At 45.7% G+C, this 21,467-nt stretch carries 24 protein-coding genes; 14 read left to right on the plus strand and 10 right to left on the minus strand.

All coding sequences use genetic code 11. The features are described 5' to 3' along the window. Nucleotides 1-62: 62 nt before the first annotated feature. The 5 genes from EXA13_RS13975 to murQ all read left to right on the plus strand — a co-directional run bounded on the left by EXA13_RS13975 (nucleotide 63) and on the right by murQ (nucleotide 6,934). A complete protein-coding gene (locus EXA13_RS13975) occupies nucleotides 63-2,162 on the plus strand; it encodes a TonB-dependent siderophore receptor (RefSeq protein ID WP_238133729.1) in 2,100 nt (699 codons plus the stop codon). 105 nt (nucleotides 2,163-2,267) lie between these two features. After that, the gene (locus EXA13_RS13980) at nucleotides 2,268-3,053 is read left to right on the plus strand and encodes an ABC transporter ATP-binding protein (protein WP_238133730.1); all 786 of its coding nucleotides are present in this window, start codon (nucleotides 2,268-2,270) and stop codon (nucleotides 3,051-3,053) included. Beyond that, nucleotides 3,044-3,970: an iron-siderophore ABC transporter substrate-binding protein gene (locus EXA13_RS13985; protein WP_430794492.1), complete on the plus strand. Its 927-nt coding sequence runs from the start codon at nucleotides 3,044-3,046 to the stop codon at nucleotides 3,968-3,970. Before EXA13_RS13980 ends, EXA13_RS13985 begins: the two co-directional genes overlap by 10 nt. After that, nucleotides 3,967-5,934 (plus strand): Fe(3+)-hydroxamate ABC transporter permease FhuB, encoded by a 1,968-nt coding sequence (gene fhuB, locus EXA13_RS13990; protein WP_238133731.1) that lies wholly within the window; start codon nucleotides 3,967-3,969, stop codon nucleotides 5,932-5,934. The genes EXA13_RS13985 and fhuB overlap by 4 nt, the downstream gene beginning before the upstream one ends. A 91-nt stretch (nucleotides 5,935-6,025) precedes the next feature. After that, a complete protein-coding gene (murQ, locus tag EXA13_RS13995) occupies nucleotides 6,026-6,934 on the plus strand; it encodes an N-acetylmuramic acid 6-phosphate etherase (RefSeq protein WP_238133773.1) in 909 nt (302 codons plus the stop codon). A gap of 44 nt (nucleotides 6,935-6,978) precedes the next feature. Here the strand turns inward: murQ and EXA13_RS14000 are convergent, their stop codons facing one another. Further along, nucleotides 6,979-7,467, minus strand: a complete 489-nt coding sequence (locus EXA13_RS14000; RefSeq protein ID WP_238133732.1) for a TIGR00645 family protein — start codon at nucleotides 7,465-7,467, stop codon at nucleotides 6,979-6,981. A 126-nt stretch (nucleotides 7,468-7,593) separates the two neighbouring features. Then, nucleotides 7,594-8,916 (minus strand): metal-dependent hydrolase family protein, encoded by a 1,323-nt coding sequence (locus EXA13_RS14005; protein WP_238133733.1) that lies wholly within the window; start codon nucleotides 8,914-8,916, stop codon nucleotides 7,594-7,596. Nucleotides 8,917-9,231: 315 nt separating this feature from the next. On the opposite strand from EXA13_RS14005, the gene EXA13_RS14010 reads away from it, so the two are divergent. Next, nucleotides 9,232-10,026 (plus strand): SPOR domain-containing protein, encoded by a 795-nt coding sequence (locus EXA13_RS14010; protein WP_238133734.1) that lies wholly within the window; start codon nucleotides 9,232-9,234, stop codon nucleotides 10,024-10,026. Between the two features lie 517 nt (nucleotides 10,027-10,543). Here the strand turns inward: EXA13_RS14010 and EXA13_RS14015 are convergent. Then, entirely contained in the window at nucleotides 10,544-11,431 is an 888-nt protein-coding gene (locus EXA13_RS14015; RefSeq protein WP_000188664.1) for a hypothetical protein, read from the minus strand. 411 nt (nucleotides 11,432-11,842) lie between these two features. Between EXA13_RS14015 and EXA13_RS14020 the strand changes: the two genes are divergently transcribed. The 8 genes from EXA13_RS14020 to EXA13_RS14055 all read left to right on the plus strand — a co-directional run bounded on the left by EXA13_RS14020 (nucleotide 11,843) and on the right by EXA13_RS14055 (nucleotide 17,931). Continuing rightward, nucleotides 11,843-12,487 carry an inovirus Gp2 family protein gene (locus EXA13_RS14020; protein WP_000042050.1) on the plus strand — a complete coding sequence of 215 codons (645 nt, stop codon included), beginning with the start codon at nucleotides 11,843-11,845 and terminating at the stop codon, nucleotides 12,485-12,487. 61 nt (nucleotides 12,488-12,548) lie between these two features. After that, nucleotides 12,549-13,301, plus strand: a complete 753-nt coding sequence (locus tag EXA13_RS14025; protein WP_238133735.1) for an inovirus Gp2 family protein — start codon at nucleotides 12,549-12,551, stop codon at nucleotides 13,299-13,301. After that, complete coding sequence (locus EXA13_RS14030; RefSeq protein ID WP_238133736.1) at nucleotides 13,291-13,890, plus strand: inovirus Gp2 family protein; 600 nt, start codon at nucleotides 13,291-13,293, stop codon at nucleotides 13,888-13,890. The genes EXA13_RS14025 and EXA13_RS14030 overlap by 11 nt, the downstream gene beginning before the upstream one ends. 73 nt (nucleotides 13,891-13,963) lie before the next feature. Beyond that, complete coding sequence (locus tag EXA13_RS14035) at nucleotides 13,964-14,161, plus strand: AlpA family transcriptional regulator (RefSeq protein WP_238133774.1); 198 nt, start codon at nucleotides 13,964-13,966, stop codon at nucleotides 14,159-14,161. 82 nt (nucleotides 14,162-14,243) lie between these two features. Further along, nucleotides 14,244-14,684 (plus strand): ribonuclease HI, encoded by a 441-nt coding sequence (locus EXA13_RS14040; protein ID WP_005496785.1) that lies wholly within the window; start codon nucleotides 14,244-14,246, stop codon nucleotides 14,682-14,684. Between the two features lie 209 nt (nucleotides 14,685-14,893). Then, nucleotides 14,894-17,398, plus strand: coding sequence for a T6SS effector antibacterial DNase (locus EXA13_RS14045; RefSeq protein ID WP_238133737.1), 2,505 nt, complete (start codon nucleotides 14,894-14,896; stop codon nucleotides 17,396-17,398). A gap of 1 nt (nucleotide 17,399) precedes the next feature. Further along, nucleotides 17,400-17,681: a bacteriocin immunity protein gene (locus tag EXA13_RS14050; protein ID WP_019827566.1), complete on the plus strand. Its 282-nt coding sequence runs from the start codon at nucleotides 17,400-17,402 to the stop codon at nucleotides 17,679-17,681. Between the two features lie 28 nt (nucleotides 17,682-17,709). Next, complete coding sequence (locus tag EXA13_RS14055; protein WP_238133738.1) at nucleotides 17,710-17,931, plus strand: DUF7683 domain-containing protein; 222 nt, start codon at nucleotides 17,710-17,712, stop codon at nucleotides 17,929-17,931. Between the two features lie 162 nt (nucleotides 17,932-18,093). On the opposite strand, the gene EXA13_RS14060 is transcribed toward EXA13_RS14055, so the two are convergent. From EXA13_RS14060 to radC, 7 genes are all read right to left on the minus strand, one after another. After that, complete coding sequence (locus EXA13_RS14060; protein ID WP_238133739.1) at nucleotides 18,094-18,321, minus strand: hypothetical protein; 228 nt, start codon at nucleotides 18,319-18,321, stop codon at nucleotides 18,094-18,096. A gap of 47 nt (nucleotides 18,322-18,368) precedes the next feature. After that, nucleotides 18,369-18,737 carry a hypothetical protein gene (locus tag EXA13_RS14065; protein WP_238133740.1) on the minus strand — a complete coding sequence of 123 codons (369 nt, stop codon included), beginning with the start codon at nucleotides 18,735-18,737 and terminating at the stop codon, nucleotides 18,369-18,371. 30 nt (nucleotides 18,738-18,767) lie between these two features. Beyond that, nucleotides 18,768-19,502, minus strand: coding sequence for a WYL domain-containing protein (locus tag EXA13_RS14070; RefSeq protein WP_238133741.1), 735 nt, complete (start codon nucleotides 19,500-19,502; stop codon nucleotides 18,768-18,770). A 138-nt stretch (nucleotides 19,503-19,640) separates the two neighbouring features. After that, entirely contained in the window at nucleotides 19,641-19,817 is a 177-nt protein-coding gene (locus EXA13_RS14075) for a hypothetical protein (protein ID WP_001914530.1), read from the minus strand. Nucleotides 19,818-19,820: 3 nt separating this feature from the next. After that, nucleotides 19,821-20,264 carry a DUF2787 domain-containing protein gene (locus EXA13_RS14080; RefSeq protein WP_238133742.1) on the minus strand — a complete coding sequence of 148 codons (444 nt, stop codon included), beginning with the start codon at nucleotides 20,262-20,264 and terminating at the stop codon, nucleotides 19,821-19,823. Between the two features lie 50 nt (nucleotides 20,265-20,314). Next, nucleotides 20,315-20,752, minus strand: a complete 438-nt coding sequence (locus EXA13_RS14085; protein ID WP_238133743.1) for a DUF2787 domain-containing protein — start codon at nucleotides 20,750-20,752, stop codon at nucleotides 20,315-20,317. Then, a complete protein-coding gene (radC, locus tag EXA13_RS14090) occupies nucleotides 20,749-21,222 on the minus strand; it encodes a RadC family protein (RefSeq protein WP_001068472.1) in 474 nt (157 codons plus the stop codon). The genes EXA13_RS14085 and radC overlap by 4 nt, the downstream gene beginning before the upstream one ends. Between the last annotated feature and the right edge of the window lie 245 nt (nucleotides 21,223-21,467).

Consider the following 21,467-nt stretch of genomic DNA (forward strand, 5'->3'; position numbering starts at 1 on the left):
CAAAACAATAATAATGATAATTAAAATAGTTCTCAAATACTACCGCAGAGGTTTTTCCTAATATGGTCGACATTCGCCCAACTCGCTTAATTTTGTCTATTCGTCATGCACTTTGTTTAACGATGATCCCGTATCTAGGAGGAATGAGCCCTTCGGTACTGGCGAACGAGCAGGCACCTGCTGCGGAGATAGAAACTATGGTGATCAGTGCTTCTGCCTTAAAAGTGGATACCCCTGCTCAGGAAACACCTAAGTCGGTGTCGGTGGTGACGGAAGAAGATTTACAATATCGCGCTCCCCAGAAACTCGATGAAGCCCTGCGTTATACCGCCGGAGTGATGGCTCAGCCTTATGGCGCAGATAACGATACCGATTGGTTGAAAGTCAGAGGGTTTGATGCCGCCTCTTATCTTGATGGGCATCGCCTATTTCGGGATGGTTATTATACTTGGTTGCTGGAGCCTTACGGGCTAGAGCAAATTGAGGTATTAAAAGGTCCGACGGCGATTTTGTATGGTGAAGCGCCTCCGGGCGGGGTAGTGAATGCGGTGCAGAAAAAGCCCACTGAGGTTCCCCAAGGTGAAATTAAGCTAGAAGTCGGTAATCAAAATCATCGAGGCATTGCCTTTGATTTTTCTGATTATGCGAATGAACAAGGGTCGGTCCGTTATCGGTTAGTGGGGGCGATGAAAAATAGCGATGGCGAGCTCAATGGCTCAGAGAACCATCGTTACTACTTGGCACCCAGTTTAACGATGGATCTTTCAGAGCGAACTCAGTTAACCTTATTAGCCAGTATCTTGGAAGATAAAGGCGTACCCACCAACCCGTTTTTTCCCGCAGCCGGAACCTTAATAGGGAGCGAGCATGGGCATATTGATCCCGCAACGAATTTAGGCGAACCGGATTACGATAAATATGAGCGCACTCAGATCTCGGTAGGTTATCAGTTAGAGCATGAGCTGGATGAGGTTTGGAAGTTATCGCAGCGCTTTAATTATGGTTACAACGAACTTTATCTCCGTAGCTCTTATGCCTTTCCTAATGATGATCCCTCGGCATCTGAAGTGCCTCGCGGTATCGTGTTTCGTGATGGGCGTACCCATAGTTTTAGCTTAGATAATCAAGCGGTAGCGAAGTGGTACTCCACACGGTTAGAACATACGCTCTTGATGGGGCTGGATGTGCAGCAGCATAAAACCAAAGGGATGGAGCAAGACAATTATAACTTTGGTAATATCAACCCGTTTCATCCTGTCTATGGCAAATATAATCCTATTGATGAGGCGCTCTCCGTTGATCGTGACATTGTGAAACGCCAAGCCAGTGGTTATAGCCAGTATCAGCTCAAACTGGATCAACAATGGGTCGCTACACTTGGGGCGCGATATGATTGGGTAAGTACCGAAAATGAAAGCCACAAGCAAGCTGAGAATGAAAGCCGTGATGATAACCAATGGTCATTCAGTACCGGAGTGATGTATCTGGCTGATAATGGCTTGAGCCCTTATGTGAGTTACTCGCAATCTTTTGATGTGTTAAGCACCATCGACTCCAGTACCGGCAAGCTGTACAAACCATTAGAAGGTGAACAGACCGAACTGGGGATAAAGTATACCCCTGCCTTTTTCAATGGCTATATGAACTTAGCTTGGTTCGATATTAAGCAAAAGAATGCGCTAGTGACGGATCCGGCAACCTTTCAAGCAACCCAAACTGGGGAAGTGACGTCACATGGTGTTGAGTTAGAAAGTGTTGGCTATCTGACTAAGCAACTAAAAATGACCGCCAGCTATACTTTCACCGATGCGAAAACGGAGGAAACCAATGGGCAAGGGAAAAAACAAGCAGGTTTAATTCCTCGCCATATGGCTTCGCTTTGGTTGGATTACAATGCAGCACCAATGGGCTTAGATGGATGGAATTTTGGTTCCGGCGTGCGCTATATCGGTGAATCAAAAGATAATCCGAAAAGCAGTGATCGCACTGTACCGAGCGCTACCCTTTGGGATGTAATGGTGTCGTATGACATTACTCCGCAGTGGCAAGCGCAGCTCAACATTAATAATGTGTTGGATAAAGAGTATGTGTCTGCCTGTGATTATTGGTGTTACTACGGTCAATCACGCAGTGCGGTATTAAGTGCAAATTACCGTTGGTAATCCTTATCACATCTTATGCTACAGACCAAAGCGTAAGGCGTGCATGATTCCCGTTGCGACGGGAATTTGATTTTTTTACTCTGGTCGATTTTCAAAGGAAAAGCGATGTTTACCTTATCAGATATTCAGATGGTGCGGGGTGGGCGAACAATTTTAGCGATTGAGTCGCTCTCTATCCCCACCACAGAACTGACTGTGGTGCTTGGGCATAATGGGTCTGGAAAATCGACACTGGTGAGTTTGCTCTCTGGTCAGCAGATGCCTGATACAGGCAATATCTTGTTAAATGGGCAATCCTTAGCGCAACATTCGGCGAAATCATTAGCGAAAGCGGTGGCTTTTTTACCGCAGAAACTGCCGACCTCGGCGGGGTTAACCGTGCGCGAGTTGGTGCGGCTGGGGCGCTTTCCTTGGCGCGGCGCATTAGGTCGTTGGAAGTCTGATGATGAACACGCTATTGACCAAGCGATGGAAAAAACCGGTGTAACGGCTTTTGCCAATACCTTAGCCGATGAACTCTCTGGTGGTGAGCGGCAACGGGCTTGGGTTGCCATGTTGCTGGCTCAGCAATCTCCAGTGCTGATTTTAGATGAACCAACCTCAGCACTGGATGTGCACCACCAATATCAACTGATGTCGTTACTGGCGGAGCTAAACCAGATACAAGGCTGTGGCATTATCGTCATTTTGCACGATCTTAATTTAGCGCTGCGCTATGCTTCGCACATTGTTGCCTTGAAAGGCGGCAAAGTGGCTTTTGATGGTTCAATCGAGTTAATGCTAGATGAGCAGCGTTTAAGTGAATTATACCATTCCCCCATTCAACTGCTTGACCATCCTCACCCTTCTTCAGACTCAAAAACTAACAAGGTGGCTATTGTATGTGCGTAAAGCCGACGACTCTTTTTCTGCGTCTTTTGTTGCTGCTGGTGCTAGGAAGTAGCCACGCCATGGCAGCCATTCAGATTCAAGATGGGCGGAAAACACACAGCTTTGAGCAAGTGCCACAACGTGTGGTGGTGCTGAATTGGGATTTATTAGAGCAAGTATTGGAACTTGAGGTAACACCAGTCGGTGCGCCGAATTTACCGGGTTATCGTGAGTGGGTGGTCTTTCCTGCGGAGCCTGACCAAGTGGTTGATATTGGTACTCGCGCTGAACCGAATCTAGAAACCATTGCCGCGTTAAAACCGGATGTGATTTTAGCGGCTTCTCCTCAGCGGGATCTGATTACGACGCTGGAGCGCATTGCACCGGTTATCTATCTGCCTAACTTTGAGCAGCAGGACAACGCCGCTCAAATTGCTATTCAGCAATTTAAAACCTTAGCGATTCTGTTTGATAAAACCGACTTGGCTGAACAAAAGTTAGCCGATATGGCGCAGCGGTTTGCGGAACTCAACCAGCAATTACAACAAGTGTTGGGTTCCCCTTTGCCCTCTGTGGTGGTGATGCGCTTTTCAAACCCAACCTCGGTTTTTCTCTATGGAGAAAATTCCACCACTCATTATGTTTTAGAGCAATTGGGACTTGCTGAGGCATTGCCTCAACCGGCTCGGCAGTGGGGCATCATCCAAAAACGTTTGAATGTGTTGCAACATGTGAAACAAGGCTATGTGCTGTACATTTTACCGTTCGCGGAAGAAGAGAAGATCAAACAGTCCATATTATGGAAAGCCATGCCTTTTGTGCGCCAAGGTCGGGTTAATTCCGTGCGCTCGGTCTGGAGTTACGGGGGCGCGATGTCATTGCGCTATACCGCCGAGGCAATAACCGAAAGTTTACTTGAGGTGGCGCCTAAGTCATGAGAGTTCGTCATCTTGGTTTTTTATGGATTGGTGTCCTACTGACGGCTGCGCTGAGTTTACAAATGGGTAATGAACTATCGCTCTCGATGCAGTGGCAGCTCGCCTCGCTGCGCTGGGAGGCGGAAGAATTTGCGGAGATTAACTTTCTCTATGCTCAGCTTCCGCGTGCGGTGATCACCCTGTTAGTTGGTGCGATTTTAGGCTTAGTGGGCAGTTTAATGCAGCAACTGACGCAAAATAGTCTCACTTCCCCTTTAACCTTAGGCACCTCTTCTGGCGCTTGGCTTGCGCTGATCATCGTCAATATCTGGTTCCCTCATTGGGTGGCGGATTACAGTGCATTGGCCGCCATGAGTGGCGCATTAATGGCGTTTGCGTTGATCATGTTAATTGCTGGTGTACGCAATATGACTGGGCTGCCGTTGGTTGTCTCAGGGATGGTAGTCAATATTTTATTGGGAGCCATTGCTACCGCCTTGGTGCTGCTTAATGAGCAGTTTGCCCAAAATGTCTTTATGTGGGGAGCGGGGGATCTTGCGCAAAATGGCTGGCAGTGGCTTGCTTGGTTAGCGCCAAGGTTGTTGATTGCGATTCCACTGTTGATGGTTGCTCCGCGGATTTTAACCTTGATGCGCTTAGGGCATCAGGGAGCAGCGGCGCGTGGTTTAGCCGTGGTTCCCGCTTTTCTTATTTTAATGGTGGTGGGGATCTGGCTGGTCTCTGCCTCAATTACCGCCGTCGGAGTGATCAGTTTTATTGGTTTACTCACGCCCTATATAGCACGAGCCATGGGGGCTAGAACGCCAAAAATGGAGCTGTACAGCAGTGCCTTACTCGGTGCTTTACTGTTACTGCTGACCGATATGCTGGCTATGGGGTTAAGCCAATGGACGGCAGAGGTGGTTCCCAGCGGTATTACCACCGCACTGATTGGCGCTCCTGCGTTAATCTGGTTTAGTCGGCGTCAACTTAAAGCGCAAGACTCGTTAGCGATTTCTCTCCCGCATCGGCGGGCGAGTGTGAGTGGCTACACCATTGGGTTACTGATTGTTGCCTTTGTACTGGGGCTGGCACTACATGGGTTGTTGCAGGTCAATAGTGGCAGTTGGCAGTGGGTGGTGCCGAATGAATATCAGTGGCAGCTACGTTGGCCAAGGGCGATCACCGCTTTGTTTGCTGGCATGGGGTTGGCAGTAGCTGGAACCATTTTGCAGCGTTTGATTTATAACCCATTAGCCAGCCCAGATATTCTTGGTGTCTCTTCGGGGGCAACCTTTGCTTTAGTGTTTGCCAGCTTGTTTCTAGGTCAATCCATGCTTGGTGCACAGTGGCTGACGGCATTACTCGGTAGTTCTATCGTATTGATCGTATTATTGCTGCTGGGTAAAAAGCACCACTATGCGCCTTCAAGCTTAATTTTGACGGGGATAGCCATCACCGCATTACTCGAAGCGCTGGTGCAATTTTGTTTAGCCAAAGGCAGTGCCGACAGTTATCAAATCTTATTGTGGCTAGCTGGGTCCACTTATCGCGTTTCTCCCTCACAAGCTGGTTTACTTGCCTTGGGCGTGATATTGCTTTCTGGCGTGGCTTTCGCCACTTCGCGTTGGCTTACCTTAATTTCGATTGGTCGGCAATTTGCTGGTGCAAGAGGGTTAAACCCACAGCAGGCGAGCGTTATTTTACTCAGTGTTGTGGCTTTACTCTGTGCGCTGGTGACGTCAACCATGGGGCCGGTTTCTTTTGTTGGGTTAGTCGCTCCACATATGGCAATGATGTTAGGAGCACAGCAGGTTAAATCCCAGCTTATGATCGGCAGTTTGGTTGGCGCTAGCTTGATGTTATGGGCCGATTGGCTTGGGCAAACGCTGCTCTACCCAATGCAAATTGCTGCCGGTACTTTAGTGGCGATTCTTGGTGGTGGGTATTTCCTCTTATTGCTGGTGACAAGCCGTAACCGCTAGCTTTTTCGCAGCGTCACTCGACAAATATTGCTATAGTTTGCCGGAAAGCGCCGCTTTGGAGCGCTTACTCTGTTTTGATGATAGGTCAGTGATGAAGATGGATTTAACCCAATGGATTACCGAAAGCCGTAATCCTGCCAGTGCGGAAATTGATACCTTATCCACCTTGGATATGTTGCGCGTCATCAACCAAGAAGATCAAAAAGTGGCCCTTGCGGTAGAAAAAACCTTACCGCAAGTGGCTCAAGCGGTTGATGTAATCAGCACTGCTTTTCAGTCGGGTGGACGCTTGATCTATATGGGCGCGGGAACCTCGGGGCGGCTGGGTATTTTAGATGCCAGCGAATGCCCTCCCACTTATGGCTCGTCTCCAGATTTAGTGGTGGGGCTGATTGCGGGAGGGCATCCGGCAATTTTAAAAGCAGTAGAAAATGCAGAAGATAATTCCGCGTTGGGAGAAGCCGATCTTCAATCGTTAAACCTGACCGATAAAGATGTGGTGGTCGGAATTGCGGCCAGTGGGCGAACGCCGTATGTTCTGGGTGGAATGGCGTATGCGAAAGCGCTCGGAGCCACCGTTGTTGCGATTGCCTGCAACCCAAACAGTTTGATGGAACAGGCAGCAGATATTGTGATTACGCCGGTGGTTGGCCCGGAAGTGGTGACTGGTTCATCGAGAATGAAAGCGGGCACGGCGCAAAAATTGATTTTAAATATGCTCACCAGCGGGGCAATGATCCGCAGTGGTAAGGTATTTGGCAATTTAATGGTGGATGTGGAAGCCACCAATGCCAAGCTGATTAAACGGCAAACGCATATTGTGGTGGAAGCCACCGGTTGTGGTGAAGAAGAAGCAGAACAGGCGTTACAGGCATGTCAGCGGCATTGTAAAACCGCCATTTTGATGATTCTCGCTGAGCTAGATGCAAAGCAAGCCCATACGCTATTAACTGAGCATCATGGATTTCTACGGCAAGCTTTGCAAGCGAGTTTATCGTAATCGAAGCCCTGTTGGTTGACCTCAACAGGGCATGAGTTACTGCGCTACTTTTTAGTGATCTTATCGAGATAGCCCATGATAAAGGCGGACAACACAAAGGTAATGTGCAGCAGCAAATACCATTTTATTTTGTCATTGGCGATATTTTCCGTGTTCATAAACACTTTAAGTAAGTGAATGGAGGAAATTGCCACGATAGACGCCGCCACTTTATTTTTGAGTGAACTGGCATCCAGTTTCCCTAGCCAGCCTAATTTGTCATCCTGCTCATCCACATCAAGTCGAGAAACAAAGTTTTCATAACCAGAGAACATCACCATCACGATCAAACCGCCCACCAACGAAATATCAATTAATGATAGGGTGACCAGAATCAAGTCCACTTCTTTGATGGATAGAATATTGGGTAATAGGTGAAAAATTTCTTGAAAGAATTTAATGCCAAGCGCGATCAGAATAAAGCTCAACCCGAGGTAAATTGGGGCCATCAGCCAGCGAGATGAGTAAAGCAGTTTTTCTATAATTCGTTCCATAAACATTCCATTCAACAGGCGGCGAAAAGTAGGCCGATATTACTCTGTTTCTGAGAGGCTTGGCTACGTTGTTTATGGGAAAAATAGAAGAGAGTGAGGAGTGGCCTCCTCACTTTATGGGCTTTATTAGAGCGTATTTTTATACAATTGGCCATCTTTCATGATGGCTTGAATGTTGTTTGTTTGTTCCAAAAGGTGGATGTCTTGCAGTGGGTTTCCATCGATGATTAATACATCGGCCAGCGCCCCTTGTTCTATCACACCTAATTTACCTTTATAAGGTGAACGTTCACCAGACAGCATCAATAATTGGGCATTATCGTGAGTGGCCATTTTTAATACTTCAAATGGAGTGTACCAGTCCGTCATTTTCGTGAGGAGCTTCGTTTGTTCACTGAGGCGTTCTGCACTGAATAAAATATCGGTTCCCCAAGCCACTTTGGCATGGTATTTCTTCGCTAAGCCAAAGACACGTTGTGTGCCTTGTTCAACCAAAATCTGTTTATTACGCTGTGCAGACCCTTCTTTAAAGGCTGAACCTCGCTCTGAAGTAAAGGGTTGCAAGCTCCACCAAACGCCCTCTTTCGCGATACGTTTAGCCGTTTTTTCATCAGCAAGTTGCCCATGTTCAATGGACTTCACACCAGCATCAAGCGCTTGGTTAATGGCTCTAGGTGTATAAGCATGAACGGCGACATAGGTGCCCCAGTTTTCAGCGGCTTCTGTCGCGGCTTTAATTTCTTGGGTGGTGTATTGAGTCACGTCAATGGGGTCATAAAAAGAAGAGACGCCGCCGCCCGCCATGACTTTGATTTGTGATGCCCCTAATGCCAACTGTTCCCGAGTATGTTGACGGACTTCATCTGGGCTATCGGCAAGCGCTGCGGTAGCCGTTTTCACTGAGAAGGTGGTTTTTTTGCTGTCTGGGGTAATGATTTCATTGGGTAAACGGAAATCACCGTGACCTCCGGTTTGGGAGATAAATGCTCCCGCCGGCCAGATACGAGGCCCGGTGGTGATGTGTTTATCAATCGCCATTTTTAACCCAAAAACAGGGCCACCTAAATCGCGCACACTAGTATAGCCACGCTGCAACATATCAGATGCAGTTTTTGCGGCAACGATATTAATAAAGCCTTGATCAGCAAGCATTAATGTTTGCTGCGGCAATGCGGCAAGCATCAAGTGGGTATGTGCATCAATTAACCCAGGCATTAAGGTTTTACCTTGCCCATCAATGACGATGAGATTATCACCCGAAGTGATGCCGTTTGATGAGTAATCTTCTATCTTGCTGATGTATTGATCTTGTATGTAGACATTTTTAGCTGCGCTCAGCTCAGCTTGAGTACCATTGAATATGTGCACATTTTTAAAGACATATTGAGCGGCAAAAGTGGGTGAGGTCAGTAGACTTGAACCTAGCAATAGGAGGAGAGACTTGTTCATCATTAGCTCCAAAAGAAATGATCAGTGACGTTGGCGAGAGCAGCATAAAGAACCCAGTTTGCTGTAACGCTAGGGGTTAAGTGTAGCGAAAAATGAGCTAAAGGTAATGCAACAATATGACTATTTGGCTTTTTATTCTCAATATTTTATTAAAGTAAAAGATTCGACTTTCGTTATCCATTTCTCTGACAATGTATCGAAGTATCATATAATCAGTCGGTTATATTTTGGTGATGAAAAGCTTTCTTAATGAATATCAATAAAAAGTGAAGGTATGGTCTTTAGAGCAAAGAGCAGTGGTACGAAATGATGATTATGCAAAAAATGTCTCAAAATTGGCTGTTAACTGGCTTGTGGTTCGTTTTACTTTCTGTCGGTTTACCGGTGCAAGCCGAAGACGCTCCGTGCTCTGCCACCAAGCAGTTAGTCAACACTTTTCCTCTTTTGGATCATACGTGTCCAATTGGGCAGGGGTTATGGGGGAAGTTGTTGCCGAAAGACGAGCCCTCTTTTTTCTGGATTCAATGTGGCTTATTTAAGAAACCCACGTTTCTAACTCGAGTCACAATGCTCCATTCACACATATCTACTCATATTCAGCTTAAGCAGGAAGACGAAAGCCAAGCTTATCGCTGTTTAATCGGCCCTTATAATGATTATGAGCAAGCTAAAATTGAATTAGCCGCGATACAGAAGCAAGCTGATTTCCGGCAAGCCTTTTTGCGTCAAGTCGCAGTCACTTCATTACCTCAAGCTGAAAAGAACAAGATAACCACTAACGTCAGTGCAACCGTTAATGGGGTTGAATATAAAGTCCCTTATTCATGGGATGAAACGATTCCTTTCTATACTGAATATCATTTAGCATGGAACCGCCTACGCTATGATGAAGCGACGAAAATGTGTCAGACCCTGAACATGCGCCTTGCCAGCGAGCATAAGTGGCAGCAATTCTTAGCGAGTAAAGCGATCCAAAATAACCCATGGCCAGTGGAGCTTCCTTACTGGGGCGATGGGCAAAAAGGATTATTTATTAATGGGAAAGTCAGCACGTTAAAAGCCACGTCCCAATTAAATGTTTTGTGTGTACAAGAAGCTCCAATGGAATAAGACCCCATTGGGTTAGGAGCTTTCCTAACAAGAAAGAGGGTGTGCTTACTAATATGTCGATAGCCTCGACATATTAGCAAAAGACCATGATATCTTTAGGTGGGTAATCGAACTATTCGATGTTTTGGATCTGTTCGTCGAGCAATAAGTTTTATTACTTAAAAATCAGAAACTTAGTGGCTTTGTATTGTCTGATTTAGAATTTTACTACCCAATATACTACCCAGTTGGTTTAAGTTGCTATGTTTCTTACGTTGACAATAGTTCTGTTTTTGATGAAATAATCTTCACTCAGTCACTTTAAGTTGTGACAGTATCCTGTAGTTCAACTATCGATTACTATGTCGCCAGAATATTAATGATAATGATGTTCATTTGCATGTGTTCTGTTTGACTAATCGAAGCACCAAGCTGTCAGAGTGAGTTATATTTGTATACTGAGGTACTACACATAGTGTCATGTAATTCTGCCGTAAACAACTGTGCCTTTGTTTTAGGTGTTGCTACACCAGAGCATCTAGAGCAGAGCTCGATAGGCGTGAGCTTTAACCACCTCCTCCACCTTTGGCTTTCTTACTAAGTTCAAGAGTCTCACTTTAAGAGTGTATATTTTATTTTGATACCAGAAGAAGCCTTCCTTACCATGTAGATAATAATCTGGCTTTTTGGCAGTTAAGTTTTCCTCTGTGTCATCATAGATGCTTTCTTGAGCGGCAATGCTTTTTATGAAGTTGTCATAATCTTGTTCAGGGGCAGTCTGAATCTTAGGTGTACCTGCTTCTGGCTCTTCTTTTGGTATTGTTTTCCCTTTTCTAAATAGAGAAGTAAATTTCAGTACAAATGTGCTGGTAGGTTCAATAAAACAAGGAAGAGTCACCTTGTCGATATCTGCCCGTCTTTGGTGAAAAACGATTAATCCCATTTCTTCGAGTGATTTGATACTGACGGTTATCTTACGGCTGTTAGTTCCAAGTCTAGTGGCCAGCATTTTTATCCCCATTGGGATTCCGCCTAGTTTCTCATCATAATTTTTTGCTAGCAACATACACAAACAAATGAGAGTAGATTTTGGCTGTTGCCTGATGCTCTTTTCTTCGAAATAACGATAGATGTTTTGATACTCAACGAATTCATCAGCTATGGGTTTATTTCGAAATCTTGATTCGCTTAACGGACTGAATGGCATCAGGTAAGCGTCATCAAAAGGGGTGAACCCCGGCCATATTGATTTTAGTTGTTCCCAGTTTTTTATTCCCAAATAACGTGTGGGAGAGTGACGATTTTTATCAATAACTAGCGTCTTTGAATACCCTCCTGAAAGCAAAATATAACTGTCTTGCCTATCAAACGGGTTGATGAAATTGTGGAGCTGGTAGGTTGTATCTGTTATCTGATTTGGGGTCATAGTGATCTACTTATTGGTAGCTGTTTTTAGCTGATTATTTATGTTCATAAAGTGTAGTCCGATTGATCTATCTAAATAAATTATTTTTTGGATTGTCACTTTTTATGTGAGTGAACTCCAGAAGTAAAAATGCATGAGCCGTGATTTTTGATAAAAAATGAAGGTTAGCTGGTTGGATTTAGCCGATGTGAAGACTCAGTAATCACCTAAAAACAGAGTGGGAGTGAATCGAGGGGGATCGGTAATTAATAATATATATACCTCTCCATCTACTCATCTAATCCCACACCTCAACCAACGACCTCATCACTCGATATCTTGGTAGGGGATGGGTTCCCCTACCCAAAGAGAGACTTAGAAAATAACGTCACTATCAGTACCTATGTCATTAACAAAACATAGGTCTCTATCATGTCTAAAAATCTAACCATCACACACGAATCCACTTTCAACGGAAACAAGATATACATCGACAAGGAGGGGTTGGTCATTGAATACCTAGAAGGGATAGAGTCAGTCCTTGAGAAAGCTCTAGAGCAATATGCGAGAGTTTTTATCGTTCGAGTGGATCTTAACTTACCAACAGACTTTAGAGGGGATGATTCAGCAGTGATGACTCGTTTCTTCCGCTCTTTGAAATCTCAGGTAGCGGCATATCGAAGACGTAGTGCTCGCCTAAATCGCAAACTCTATCGAGAGACCACTATTCGTTATGTGTGGGCTAAAGAATGTGATACCTCAACGAGCAGTCATTACCACGTTGCACTTATCTTTGACCGGAACATATTTCGCTCTCTGGGGGATTTTGGAGAGTATCAGCAAAGTTTGGCTAACCGTATTCGTAATGCATGGAAGCGTTCAGTGGAAGCCATGTACTCAGGTAAAGAGAAACCAGCTATCCATTTCTCCAAACAAGGCCAGTATCACTTGCTACGTAACTCTGAGGAGTTTGAGGAGGTGTTTCAATCTGTCTTTTATCGACTGAGCTATCTAGCGAAACGAAGAACGAAGCATTTTGGAAAGCGTATGAATAATTTCGGTCATAGTCATAAGTAGCTTAAAAAGTAACGGTAGTACCAGTTCCTGTGGGAATCACAACAAACCACAGGAACCAATCATGACTCATCAACTTAACGTTACTCATAGTCGTTCAGATGCTCTTAACCACCACACCATCACTTATGACCGAACCTTTAATGGAAAGCCACTCTACTACCACAAGGATGGTCTCGTTCTCGAATACCTAGAGGAGATAGACCGAGCGCTGACTGAAGCACTAAACCAATACCCAAGAATCTTTGCTGTTCACATCAACCTAAACCTACCGAGTGACTTCGGGGAAGATTACCTAGCGGTGTTTGCCCATTTCTTTCGTATTTTAGAATCGGAGACTAATGAGCTCTGTAGAGACAAATACACCGACAGAACTTATCAATACCAGCAAACGGTCATTCGCTATATCTGGGCGAAGGCCAGTGAATCCACCAGCCAGCATCATCATCTTATCTTGCTCTTTGATAGGGATCTCTTTCAAAACTTCGGCACTGGACGAGAGGGTTGGGGGCGTTTTCTCTACAAAAAAGTGAGGAAGACATGGGATAGGGTGGTTGAAGCTTATTACAGCCAACCATGCTCTGGATTAGCTTACTCTCCTACGAATGAAGGTTTTGAGCTGTTGTCTGACGCTGAAGTGTTCCCGTTACAGTTAAACGAGTTCTTCTATCGAATCAGTCGTCTCGCGAAGCCCATTGCCAACCGGAACGATCACTTCAACAAGAGCTTTGGTTGCAGTCACGACTCACCTAAAAAATACAGCGCGAGTAATGCCTATGTCATTCACACACAAAAAGGCATTACTCATGGCGAATAGAACCTACCTCCCAAGCATTACTCTTGATAGAACTTTTGAAGATTACCCGCTGTATTACAGCGACAAGGGGTTATACGAGTCAGCATTGACCTCGATGGTCGATGTCTTTGAGCAGGCACTCAGTCAGTTTGACATCGCTCTCGCCACACGTTTGGACTTGTTTTTGCCAGAAGACCATCAAGATTCCGACCTCAGTATCCTCAACGATTACTTTAATCTGCTTAAAGAAAAGCTTGATACGGATTCTCTGTTCTATGTATGGCGTAAGCGGGAAGACAAGGTGCCATCCCACAACTATCGCGTGATGCTGTTTAGTGACTATAGCCAGCACTTTGGTCCCGCTATTTGTTGGGATAAGCGCAATGAATTGGTCGAGCACCTTAAAACGGCTTGGCAAGAAGCGATAGAAAAGCACTACAGCGGCGAAGCGCGTTCATTGGTGTTTCTCAATGACCGAGGCAATTATGGGGTAGGGACTCGTTGTCGTAGTAAAGACACCAACATAAAGAACACTGTCTTCCACCGTATGAGTAGCCTTGCTGAAGCGTGGGAAGAAAAGCGTTACTGCTTTGGCTTTAGCTTGGAGTAGACCGACTGCATTTTTTTACAATGGCGGCTTATCACATGGGTATATACAAAGCAGGAGACGATTCCCAGTGAAAATGAAATTTCTACGACTTAAAGACGTGATGTCACTAACAGGGCTAGGCCGCTCCACTATCTACAAGTTTATGGACGACGAAGTTTTTCCAAAAACCATTCCACTCGGCGGACGAGCGGTAGCTTGGGTCGAAAGTGAAATCGAAGAATGGATGGAGCAGCGTCTAGCACTGCGAGACAACCAAGAATCCTTTCAGTAACACAAACATCAAATCACATCATCAACGGGGCGCTGGCTAAGCAAAGTCATGCGCCCTTTTTACAATTAGAGAGAGATAAAAAATGAGCTATTCAATTTACGTAGACGGCGCTGCACCAAACAACCAACACGGATGTACACGAGGTGGTATCGGGCTGGTGGTTATGGATGAAGACAATGAGATTGTTCATGAAGAGAGTTTTACCATCAATCGAAAAACCGACAATGCTGAGCTGGAACTACTGGCCTTAATTGAAGCATTGGAATACGCAGAAGATGGGGACGTTATCTATTCGGACAGCGATTATTGTGTGAAAGGTTTCAACATCTGGATGGATGATTGGAAAGACCGAGGCTGGCGTCGAGCGGATAAGAAACCGGTTAAAAACCGCCAGCTTTGGCAACAAGTGGACGAATTGAGTTCTAGGAAGTATGTCGAGGTATTTAAGGTCAAAGCACATTCGGGCATTGAAGGGAATGAAAGAGCTGACCTGTTGGCGGTTGAAGCGGCGGAAGCCGACTAATACAAGAATTCATAGTTTGGGAGGGTAACACCTCTCAAGCTATGCCCTATTTTTTGTTTGGGCTAAGTTGGTTAATGATGAAGTCATTATCAATAGGTTTGGTTCCAGTGGGTGAAAATCACAATGTCTGCAATTGGTAGACCGAACTTATGGTTATCAATCCTGCAACTCCCGCAGCTTAGGTAGAATACACCCATTGAAAGTAGCGGATGGATTTAACTGTGGGTTATCGAGTGGTACGGTTAACCGAACTGATGGCATATGAGTTTGGTCAGGTTGAAGGTGACATTGGTCGGCTGGACGAAAGAGCGTTAGGCTCAGCACTCCCTCAGGGGATGAGCTATTCGAGTTTTATGGAGAAGTTGAAAAGTGGTGAGTTAGCACTATTGACGGACTCCCCTTCTAAGCCTGTGATGCTCCGAGATGGCATGAGCAAATCATGGAGCTTGTCGGCGCAAGGGCAAGAGGCGTTATCGCCAGAAGCGAAGAATGCCTACTTGTCCAGAACGAGAATGTCAGGCGGTGCGGCTGGCAGTGCTGCGCCCACTCAAAGCGCCGCGGGCTATGCGCCAAACATTGAAGAAACCTATGTTCCTGAGCCCGTGAAACCTGATACCTCAGATGCACCACCAAAACTGCAATACGAATATTGCTTTGAAGTGGCTTGCTCGGATGAGGCGTTGAGAAAAAGCGTGGGGTATGCGTTTGAACTGGCGAAAACCAAACAAGAAGCCCTGATTGGCCGCTGGCAGACGGAGGCAACCGAACACGGTACAAAATATACCGCTCATGCCGCCTTTGATGAACCGAAAAAATTAGTCGCTAAAGTGGCTTCCAATGCTTTGGGAATGAGTGTTCCCGACAATGTGCAGGTAAAGCCTATAGGCTCCGGTGTAGTACGAGAGGCCTTTATTCCTGTTGTTCCTTCAGTGCAGCTTGGTGAGCGTTTGGGGCTACCAACAGAAGGCTACTACTACCATTTCTACAATGGCCGTTTAGTTCAAGAATACAAGCTGCTAGGAAATGGCAAGTGGGCCTTCTACGCGACACGTTCCACTCACGAGCAGCTTAATGATGAGCAAGGCTACAACGTCTATCAAAGTGCCATTCTGGTTTACTGGAAGCTCGAAGGTAAAGACGTTGAAAACCAACATCTGATTTATCTTGAACAGCCAATTACCCGAGAGGAGCTCGACGGCCTCAATGATGACTGGTTGGCGCAACATGGTATTAAGCTCGATATCAACGAATTGCTTGCTGCACCCAAACAATCTGTCGCCGAAAGACAAAACACTCAACCAGCGGAAACGGAGAAAGCAGAGAGCAAACCAGAAACGCATACTGTTGGGGCGGATTCTAAAACCAACCAACGAGAATCATGGGGAGCCATTGCAGAGCAATATGGCTTGTCGGCGAAACAATTACTGGATTTGAACACACAGTACAATGCCGATCTGATGTCATTGAAAGTCGGGGATACGCTGACCGTTAAGGCCGTCGAACAAAACCAGAGCACTCCAGAAAAAGCGACCGATTTACCTCCGCTTTCCCCTTGCACCTATAGCTGCTTGGCGAACACGCATTATGATTACTCTGATTCGCTTATCTCAGGAACCCAGTTTAAGGCGATAAACAGCGATAGTCTGTTCGAGAAAGAATTGCCCGTCACGAACTTAACCACCATCACCACGGCTTCTAAAGCCACCGACTATGGAAAAACGGCACTCCTTGCGATCCCCGCAAATGGCGCGGCAACGAACCTTGGTATTCTCAGTAGCAATACGACCAATACGATTGGTACGTGGTCGATTTCAGGAGAAGCGTTAGCAGGCTTTGCTCGAATGGGGGGCTTTCTAGTGGCCGCTTTATGGCCGTCTCAGCTTGCGGATGGTACTTTAGAAGGAAATCCAGATTTTGCGACCGGTGACACCACGACGATGCGTGTACGTTTCAATATGTATACGGATGAGAATGGTAAACAGCAAGTGGTCGGCATCAAAACGGGAGAGGGTAGTGCCTATGGTGAGCGAGTTGCGAAGCGTGAAGCGGTACAGAAAGGACAGCACTTTGTTGCTGAGCTAGAGAATGGGATAACCATTACATGGACACCGGATGGTTCAACGGATGTACTAACACCTGATACTGTATTGCCCGAAAACGATCAACTCGATGTTCACAATATCTGGGTTCGTCCTATTGAAGAGCATGAACAAGAGATTGGCACGGCTCTCTACCCTGAGGACGATCTTGCCGAGTATATTGTGACTTTCCCTGCGGATGCAGGACTCCCTCCTCTATACCTAGTATTCCGAAAAACTGCACGTGATGAATCTGGTGTGGTAACTGGAACTGGCGAAGATATTATGGGGATTTGGTTAGAGAAAGCCAGTGAAGGATTAGGCTCTCCAGTTCCATCACAAATTGCTGATAAGTTGAGAGGTAAAGAGTTCAGTAGCTTTGATGCGTTTAGGGAAGCGTTCTGGACGGCTGTTGCTGAGGAGTCTACACTGCTAAACCAGTTTAGTCGCTCTAATCAAAGACTAATTAAGAGAGGATTAGCACCATTTTCAGTTCCCGAGGGGCAAGTTGGTGGGCGGCAAAGGTATGAGATTCACCATCAACAAGAGATACAGTATGGTGGTAAAGTATACGATGTTGATAATTTACGCGTAATGACTCCTAGAAGGCATATAGATATACACAAAGGTTTATAACATGGAACTGAAAGCTAAATTGAAAGATTACACAGAAGCAGAATTTCGTCGCTTGCTAGAAGATTTTTTTGAGGATACCGAAACAAACGACTTACCAAATGATGAATATGATGAGTATATATCTCAGTTAGCTGAGCATTTTACAAATATTGTTGAGCATCCTGAAGGCAACGGGTTGATATTCCACCCTGCTAATGGGAGAGAAGATTCACCAGAAGGCGTGATAAAAGAATTGAAGCTTTGGTACAAAGAGCAAGGAAGACAGTGCTTTAAAGACTCATGACTGATTCTTAAGAAATTAAATCTTACTTATGTATGAATTGAACTTTTATGGCAAAGAAACCGAAGAGCTTGTAATTGGTATTGAGCTGACAGGTTTATCCGGTGATGATGTATTGAGGATTTTTGGGTTTGCTTTAGAGGGGAATTGTGCAGATGTATCTCCTGCTCAATTATCTGAAATAGAAGCTTGTGTAGGCTATACCTTTCAAAAGGTTGAAAGTGACATCTCAATATGTGAAGTCATTGATTAGATTTGTGTTTTACGCATGAATTGGATATTTTGGATTGCTTGTTTTTAAGAGTTATGCCGCTTTTTAACAGATAACATATACCTTCAAACTGGTGTATTGAGACAAAAAAAGAATGGGGAGCGGATTGCTCCCCATTGTCGTTTTTTATCGTTGCTGGTGGTATTACTTTTCTTTGACTGCTTCACAGCCTTCAGGAACGGTGATGGTCGATACATCCTTGCCTTCCTGCTGTGCCGCTTTCACATCCATTTTGTATTGAGTGCACTTGCCCACACTGACGTTGACGGCTCCCGAATCTGCTAATGGGTTGCCGCCCAGTGTTCCACCAGCAAAGGCGAAAGAGGTAGAGAAAACTAATGCTGCCGCGATGAGTAGAGTTGACTTGTTCATAGTTGATCCTTACGAGTTGGTTGAGTGTGTTATTTGGGAATTGGAAGTTAGAAGGTGTAGACAAAGGTGCCAGCGCTGGAGGTGACTTCGATTTCTTTTACGCTGTCTACGGTGCAGTTGTTGCTGTATCCGGTGTAGGTTTGGCCGAACTGCAATGAAACATTTCTTGATAGCTCAGAGGCTGTGCCCGCAGGTAATCGGCAGTTGCCTCGGTTAATCACCACATTGCTGATTACGGTGTTATCGGTGATAGCTTGCAGGTCAAAAACCAATGTTCCCCAATGCGAGTTAGTCGATATCGACACTTCAATATCTGCTGTTGCTGCTTGAGTCTCTTCTTGGTCGCCACAAGCGGTGAGCCCGATAAACAGGATGGTCATAGCGGCGTATCGGAGTAGGGTGTTGATTAATGTCATAACGGTGCTCTCCTTATCGGTGAGTGAAATTCAGGATGCACTGACTTCATCGTGTTCACGCATGAACTGCTCAAGATTGAAATCAGTCGGATAGGTAAAAGAAAACGTCGATACACTGGCCTCATCAATCAGAGGCAAAGCTAGGGTGCGTATCTTGTTTTGACCGGTTAAACGAAAGAGCAGCAAGAGCGCGTCACACTGAACCGAGAGTCCCAGAGGCTCAATGAGCGCCTTCTCCTGCTGCAATACTTGGCTCGATATCTTGAGCATACGGTTGTGCAGTAATGCTGTATGTACTGCATTCAACACTTGCCGTTGCCCGTCACTCCACTTGCGAATAGTGGGCAAAGCCACATGTACTTTTGCTAACCACGCTTGCTCTTTTGAATGTGCTGAACCCTTATGGGGCAAGGGTTTGTCTCTCTCCGAGGAGCACCCTTGCCCATAATTCAGTGCATCAGGAACCAGCGGTAGTAAGTACTTGTTGGTCAGTTGCCAATAGAGCATTTCCTGCTTGTTGAGCTTCAGTAATTGCTCTGAGGTTTTGCGATAAACATGGGGCATGCTCATCGAATCACACTCCACGTTAAACACCTCCACAATGATGTCATCGAGGTAGCGTTTAATGCTGCGCGTGGTGCGGTGGATATCGAGTAGGGCTAACTGCTGCTGCAACTCCCTAACGGTGATCCATCGATGTTGAGGAATAAGCATCAGCGTGTGCAGCAAAGCGGATAACCCTTCAATGCTGGTTTTATTGCTCATGACTACGCTCTCAATACATCAAAGCTCCACACCGGAGTCGGACATTTAATGTCGGGAGAATAGAGGCGGGTCAGACACATAATGTCCAACGGTGAAAACAGCATCAATCGGCATCACCAAAGCGTGAGCCGATTAACATTAACGAGGCTTATGCTTATCACTGAGCTCGGCAATCGCTACCAATAACCCAATCAACAGCACCACCAGAAACCCTAAAGTAGATAGGGCTCCGATGGCACCGAAGAACGGAGACAGTGAAAACAACGTGATGAGGGCAGTGACAAGTTTGATGATTTGTAGAAGAAGGGAAGTCATGAGTTATTGCGGAGTGACGACTATCTCATCGTAAGCGTCCATATCGACATAGGCCAGAAAGTTATTCTCCCATAGCCGATACAGCTCTTTGGCATCACGGCTACCTTGCATCGGTAGCCAGCCACGATAGGCCACAAAGAACTGCCCTACCCGAAAATCAAAATCTAAGTTGCGCTCTAGCTCTGGGTAGTAGTTACCCATATAAGCAAAGTCGGTGATGTACTCAATGCTCCATTCCCCTGTGGAGGTTTGGCAAATCGCCACCTCAACCGGATGGAAGCCGCCTTCATCCGCGCTGTAACTTTTATCGCGAAAGTTAAACACCAGATAACGGCTGGTGGTCAGTGCTTCATTACTTAGTAAATGAGCGGTGAGTTGCTCACTTAGCAGCTTTTGCAGTTTTTTCGATACAGGTAGTAATGATGCTGTGAAGGTTAATTTGGTCATAGTGAGTCCTCCTTGTTTCAGGATTCAAATAAGAAATGAGAGATTAGGATTTAGTGAAACGTACCGACCATTGTCAGTTGCACGTCATCAAAGACGTTTCTGGAAAGGTGGCGAGCAAAGGCTTTCATCCAGACCGAGAGCAGCTCTTGTATCTCTGGGTGGGATAAATCAGTGCTCCCTACATCGGGTTGATAGCACCAGCGGTTAGCAAGGTGAAAGTACAACTCAGGCTCAACAGTTGTGCTGCTGTCATCGGGATAAGAGAAGCTGGCAAAGAACACCACCAGCCAAGGGCTTGAGGCTGACTCACGTTTAAGCTGTACCTCTATCGGATGCAAACCTTGTCGATGTCGGTAGTAACTCATTTGGCGGCAGTTCAACACGAGTCGTTCAGCGTTCTCTGGGAGAGTGTATCGATTCAAAAGTGATTCCAGTGACGTATGTAAAGCGTCATCAATAGAAAGCTCACCGTAGTGTTGCTCAATCATAACCAACCCCTTTCAGCAAATGAGGTGCAGGTATCGCCTGTCACGATATGGTCGAGAACGCGGACATCCACCAGTGCTAAAGCGTCTTTGAGTCTTTCGGTTATGCGTCTATCAGCTTGAGAAGGCGTTGAGTCTCCAGATGGATGGTTATGGGCAAATATCACCGCTGCGGCATTGACTTCCAACACCGCTTTCACCACTTCACGTGGGTAGACGCTGGCCGCGTCCACCGTTCCATGAAACAGCTCTTTAAATTCAATCAGACGGTTTTGGTTATCCAGTAGCAATAAGGCAAACACTTCACGCTCATGGCTGCCTAGCTTACAGCGCACATACTCTTTGGTGGCATCAGGGTTGATTAGAGCATCACCACGCACGTAGCGTGTTGCCAGTATCTCCGCCGCATGCTCTAGGATTTCATTTTCCTGATAGCGTTGCTGCTTTTGGTAATCGGAAGTTTTGGGATTCATTTCAGGCTCCTGTCGGAATCAATGGTAGGTATTCACATTGATGACATATGCCTGAATATTTTTGGGTTGAGGGTGAAGGGCTATGGTAGGCAAGTAGAAGGAGGTAGTGAGCTCATAATGAGAGCATATGGGTTGTTAGTTTTAAGGAGGAAAGCTGATGGCGTTAGAATGATAGAAAGGGTAGGACAGAAGCGCTTGTGACCACAATTTATTGAGTTGTTACTCTAAATGATTTATGCCCCAAA

It is taken from the genome of Vibrio cincinnatiensis, assembly GCF_022113815.1.
In the GTDB taxonomy this organism is placed as follows: domain Bacteria; phylum Pseudomonadota; class Gammaproteobacteria; order Enterobacterales; family Vibrionaceae; genus Vibrio; species Vibrio cincinnatiensis_A.